Source organism: Desulfonatronospira sp. MSAO_Bac3, assembly GCF_003838035.1.
GTDB lineage: Bacteria > Desulfobacterota > Desulfovibrionia > Desulfovibrionales > Desulfonatronovibrionaceae > Desulfonatronospira > Desulfonatronospira thiodismutans.
This window is the reverse complement of record NZ_QYZY01000165.1, coordinates 1-5,304: the sequence shown is the minus strand read 5'-3', so window position 1 is coordinate 5,304 and position 5,304 is coordinate 1. Positions and strand designations below refer to the sequence as shown.

The window sequence follows — 5,304 nt, the reverse complement described above, 5'->3', positions numbered from 1 at the left end:
GAGCTCGGAAAGGCCGTTGCCGTCGGGCAGGGTGACATCCAGAAAAACAATGTCGTAAGCCCCTTTCTGGGCTCTGGATATCCCTTTGTACAGGCTGGCAACGGTATCGCAGTCATGACCCAGCCTGGTAATCTGTTCTTCCATAACCTCATTGAATATAAGATCGTCATCTATGACCAGTATTTCAGCCATGCTTTTTTGTTCCAGAGAGCTTTCAGGCTCTTTAAATTAAAGGGTGAAGCAGAAAATTTTTTTAATGATAAGGATCTGTCACGATATAAGTGTTATATTTGTCATATTGTTCCCACGCTCTGCGTGGGAACATTCCCTGGTCGCTCAGCGTCCACAATGACCGCAGGAGCGGTCGGGCTACGCTCCCACGCAGAGCGTGGGAGCGATAAACCCCCAGATTATGCAAGCATTATGTAACATTTATTTTATGACAAACCCTAAGGCGGCCAACCTCCGTAATTCCGGAAAAAATGCCGCAACAAGTGCTGCGTAGTCTGCATTTTATGGAAAAATCATGCCATATTTGTAATAACTTGATATAATTTATATTTTTTCCCGAAGATTTGAGATGTCCTGAAAAACAGGAATTAAACTGCAAGACACTGCATTGTGAGAAACATTGAACCAGGCCCAAAATTGGCTCCTATTTTTTTGTACTTATAATCCTTTCTGAAAAAATAGTCCATATAGAATCTGAAAAAATTGGAAAATTTTTGAAAAATCCGTAAATTTAAGCATGTATGTTGAATAACACCCCAGAATATAAAGTAAATTATTATCAGGTCTGAAAATTGAAAACCAGTAATGTCCATGGCGGTGCACAAAATATCCAGGGAGGTTTTCATACAATGAAAAGACTAGCTCTGCTTTTTATTATGTTTCTGGGGGTGGTGGTGCTGCAAGCCACTTATTCCTGGGCAGGCCAGGCACAACATATCCGGGATTATCTTCTGTCGCCCGGGGATATTCTGGAAGTTTCGGTCTGGAACGATGAAGCCCTGCAGCGTGAATCCATGATCAGGCCGGATGGCATGATTTCTTTTCCCCTGATTGGTGATGTGCCGGCAGCAGGTAAAACTGTCAGGGATCTCAGGAAGGATTTGGAAGACAGAATCAATGAGTATGTACCAGGCACCCCGGTAACTGTTATTCTTAATTATATAAATCATCCCCGAATGTATATTGTAGGCAAAGTAGGTACGCCAGGCCATTATATCATGGAAAAAGAGACCACGGTAGTGCAGGCTCTGGCCATGGCCGGAGGTCTGACCACCTTCGCGTCAAAAAACAACATCCTGGTTCTCCGGCAAAATGCCCAGGAGCAGGAAGTTTTCTCCTTCAGGTACGGGGATATTGAAAACGGCCGCAACCTGGAGCAGAACATTGTTCTCATGCCCGGGGATACAATTGTTGTGCCTTGAAAGTCGTGTATGATTGAAAAAAGTTGAACCGCGACTGAAATTTAATGGACATATGCTTTGGATTCTGGTTAGATAGAGCCACCTTGGACCACAAGGGTCTACATGCAGGAGAAGGTATGCAGATGCTCGTCCTGTCGTGTGCTGCAAGGCTGCTGGCAGGCAATTCATGCAAACACTTTTAAAGAAGGGGTGGCTCAAAATGGATTTTCAGAAATGCAGAGTTTTTTTGCCGGCAATGGTTTTGAGTGCAGTTATTATTTTGTCTGTTCATATTGAAAAAAGTGGAGCTGCTGAGTGGATTATCACTCCTGAAATGTCTGTCACCGGGACTTATGACGACAACCTGCTCTTTGAAGATGTTTCCGACTATGAATTAAGGGCTTCTCCTGGACTGAGGGCAAACATGACAGGGGAGCGTACCCGGCTTGAAGTCGCCGGCAAAGTGGATGTGCTGAGCTACCTGGATTACAGTGAATTTGACCGGGTGAATCAGGATTATACCCTGCAGAGCGAATACGACCTGAATCCCAGGACAACCCTGAAAATGGGTGGACGTCTAAGATTTGACTACACCTTTGAAACCGAATTGGAAGAGGCCGGCATAGTGTCTGAGAAAAGCAGAAGATCATACTATACTTTCCTGCCGGGAATAAGCGTTGCCCTGGACGAAAGAAACAGTCTGGCCCTGGATTTATTTTATGCATCAACTGACAACAGAAGAGATGAAAGAGCCGACTCGTGGTCCACAGGCGGCGATCTGGTCTGGTCCAGAATGTTTTTGGATGAGCAGACATTCTTTCTCGCAGGGGCAGGAGTTGAGCATGTGGATTTCGAGTCCAGAAGGGTGGAAGGCACCCATGATATTTACCGTGGTATCGTGGGCGTAAGCCGGGATATGGGCGAGAGATACAATGTCCTTCTGCGGGGGGGACCTACCTGGACCCATTCCAGGTTCGACCGCAACGATGAGCGGAGAAGAGATGATGACCTGGGTTTTTTTATCGATTCGCGTCTCCTGTGGCAGATAACAGAAAGAACCAGCACCGATGTGGGCATAGATCACGGGCAGTACCAGAGCATTTATGCAGAAAATATCACCCGCAACAGGATCCGGGCAGGACTCAGGCACAGGTTTACGGAAAAATGGAGCGGTAATGCCACTGGTTCATTCATCAACTCGCGTACAACAGGACTGGTGAGCAGAGAAAAAAGAAACACCTGGCAGACAGGCCTGTCCGCCACCTACAACCTGAGACCGGATATGTATTTCGATCTGGGATACAGGTACAGGCATACAAGAGACAGGGTCGATTCCACCAGCAAGGACGGCAACAGGTTTTTCCTGCAATTCACCATACGTTTCCCCAAACAGCTTAACTGACATTGAACTGGAAAAAAAATGGAAACCAATACCAATGACATCAATTATTACCGGGATCTCTTAAAAAGAAGAAAATGGTACCTGGTGGTTCCTTTTGTTCTCTTGTTCGCAGCTTCAACCGCAGTGGCGGTCATGCTTCCCTCGGTGTACAGATCCCAGGCCACCATACTGGTGGAGGCCCAGAACATTCCTGAAGAACTGATCAGGACCACGGTTACCGGTTATATAGAAGAGCGCCTGCAGACCCTGAGCCAGGTTGTTCTAAGCAGGCAGAACCTGGAAGATATTATTGACCGTTTGAACCTGTATGCAGAGCAGCGAGAGAAAAATACTACAGAACAAATTGTTTCCAGAATGCGTCGGGATATACTGATGGAGCCTATCTATGCCCAGGCGGCCAATCCCAGGCAGGGCAGAGCCACAATCGCCTTCAACCTTTCTTATGAAGGCAACGACCCTCAGTCGACGGCTCAAGTGGCCAACGCCCTGGTCTCTCTTTATCTTGAGCAGAATCTGCGGACCAGGGAAGAAAGGGCTGAAGGGACGGTGACCTTCTTTCGGCAGCAACTGGAAGAACTGCGCCGGGAGATTGATGCCAGTGAAGCTGATATCGCCCGGTTCAAGGAGGAAAATCTGCACTCACTTCCTGAACTGATGCAGTTCAACATGCAGATGCTGGAGAGGACCAGAAGTGAAATAGACAATAGGCAAAGGGATATTCATAACCTAATGAACCGCCTGGTCAACCTTCAGGGCCAGCTGGCCCTGGTTGAACCGGTAAGATTCCGGGGGGGCAATGGTCGGGCCATGAGCTTAGAAGAAGAGCTGCGATTTTTAAACAACCAGTACCTGGCCCTGAAGGCGGTCAAGGCGGACAATCATCCGGATCTGGTCAGGCTCAGAAACCAGATGAACAGCCTGGATCAGGAAACTCAGTCCAGGCATAGCCTGAGGGATCTCATCATTCATCTGGAAAGCAAGCAGAACGAACTCTCCCTGCTGCAGGAAAGATATTCCCGGCAGCACCCGGATGTAATCAGGCTGTCCAGGGAGATAGACCTCCTTGAAGCACAGGTGCAGGATCTGAGCGGGCAACGCCATCTGGTTACCAGGGTTGAGGATCTTGAGCCCGAAAATCCGGCTTTTATAAATCTCCAGACCCAGATCACATCTACTCAGCTGGACATAGAAAGCACCAGGGACAAAATAAGAGACCTGGAGCGCACTTATGCCATGTACCAGCGCCGCATAGAAAACTCTCCCCAGGTGGAGCAGAGATTCAAGGCCCTGCAAAGAGATTATGACAGTGCACAGAAGGCCTTCGCTGAAAACATGTCCAGGCTTCAGGCGGCCATTGAAGCCAGGGAACTGGAAGAGGGACAGATGGCGGAAAAACTCACGGTGATTGAACCTCCCCGGGCCTCGGAAACACCGGTCAAACCCAACCGCAAGGCCATTGTCCTGCTGGGGTTTGTTTTTGCTTCAGGCCTAAGCGTGGGCACAACAGCACTGGCTGAGTACTTTGATTCTTCAGTGCGTGATGGCAGGACCCTGGCCAGGGTGTCAGGCATTCCAGTACTGGGCTCCATTCCATACTTGAGGACCAGAAAAGACATCTGGACAACCCGGATCATGCGTCTGGCAGTAGTGCTTGGCATCATGCTGGGAGTAGCCCTGGTGCTTTTTCTGATTCACTTTTATTACGAACCTCTGGATGTTTTCTGGTTGAATCTGCAGGGCAGAGTCGGATTGAATTAAATAATTGTGCATTTTTGGGAGAATGAAATGAGCAAACTTGACAAGGCCCTGAACAAGGCCAGGCAGGACAGGGAAAGTATCAGTTCTTCTTCTGTGCTGGAATCTGAAAAACCAGTGCAGAACAAACTGGCCAGGGCCTATGAAAAAGCATCCAGCCAGCAGGAAAAAAAGGACTTGTTGTCCGCTTTGCGACCTGAGGCTGAACATACAGACAAGGACATCAAGCTCAAATACCACAAGACCAGGGTGCTTCCCCCAGTGGAAAAGATCTTGGAAAAACAGCGCATTTTAACACATCTAAGAAAGCCGGGCTTTCGTGACAGCTATGACTACTTCTGCACCCAGGTGCTGCAAAGAACCAGGGAAAAGGGCTGGAACAGTCTGATGGTAAGCAGTGCCTATACAGGTGAAGGCAAGACAACCACCGCCATTAATCTGGCCTTGTCCATTGCCAGGGAGATGCAGCAGACTGCCCTGCTGGTGGGGGCCAATTTCAGGAATCCCAAGGTGTGTACTTATTTCGGCCTGGACGAGGAAAGGCCCGGTTTGTCCGATTACCTGGTCAATGGTTCCAGGATAAGTGACCTGCTGTTTTCCCCGGGCATGGAAAAGGTGGTGGTGCTGCCTTCGGGCAAAAGGGTGTCCGGAGACAAGAATTTTCTGGGTTCACCTAAGATGAAGTCTCTAGTTGAGGAGCTCAAGTCCAGGTACCCGGACAGGTACGTCATCTAT

At 48.5% G+C, this 5,304-nt stretch carries 5 protein-coding genes; 4 read left to right on the top strand and 1 reads right to left on the bottom strand.

What is annotated here, in order from left to right; translation table 11 throughout:
* Positions 1–192, bottom strand: a 192-nt coding sequence (locus tag D5S03_RS05520) for a response regulator (protein ID WP_287042938.1), incomplete at its 3' end; no start/stop codon positions are given.
* A gap of 668 nt (positions 193–860) precedes the next feature.
* On the opposite strand from D5S03_RS05520, the gene D5S03_RS05515 reads away from it, so the two are divergent.
* The 4 genes from D5S03_RS05515 to D5S03_RS05500 all read left to right on the top strand — a co-directional run.
* Complete coding sequence (locus D5S03_RS05515) at positions 861–1,433, top strand: polysaccharide biosynthesis/export family protein (RefSeq protein WP_008868459.1); 573 nt, start codon at positions 861–863, stop codon at positions 1,431–1,433.
* Between the two features lie 166 nt (positions 1,434–1,599).
* A complete protein-coding gene (locus D5S03_RS05510) occupies positions 1,600–2,814 on the top strand; it encodes an outer membrane beta-barrel protein (protein ID WP_287042937.1) in 1,215 nt (404 codons plus the stop codon).
* An 18-nt stretch (positions 2,815–2,832) separates the two neighbouring features.
* Positions 2,833–4,572 (top strand): GumC family protein, encoded by a 1,740-nt coding sequence (locus D5S03_RS05505; RefSeq protein WP_287042935.1) that lies wholly within the window; start codon positions 2,833–2,835, stop codon positions 4,570–4,572.
* 27 nt (positions 4,573–4,599) lie between these two features.
* Positions 4,600–5,304 (top strand): P-loop NTPase family protein (locus tag D5S03_RS05500; RefSeq protein WP_287042934.1); only part of this gene is annotated, 705 nt, incomplete at its 3' end.

Coding starts and splice junctions, on each gene's coding strand:
- D5S03_RS05515 (WP_008868459.1), top strand. CDS start 861: ATGAAAAGACTAGCTCTGCTTTTTATTATGTTTCTGGGGGTGGTGGTG.
- D5S03_RS05510 (WP_287042937.1), top strand. CDS start 1,600: ATGCAAACACTTTTAAAGAAGGGGTGGCTCAAAATGGATTTTCAGAAA.
- D5S03_RS05505 (WP_287042935.1), top strand. CDS start 2,833: ATGGAAACCAATACCAATGACATCAATTATTACCGGGATCTCTTAAAA.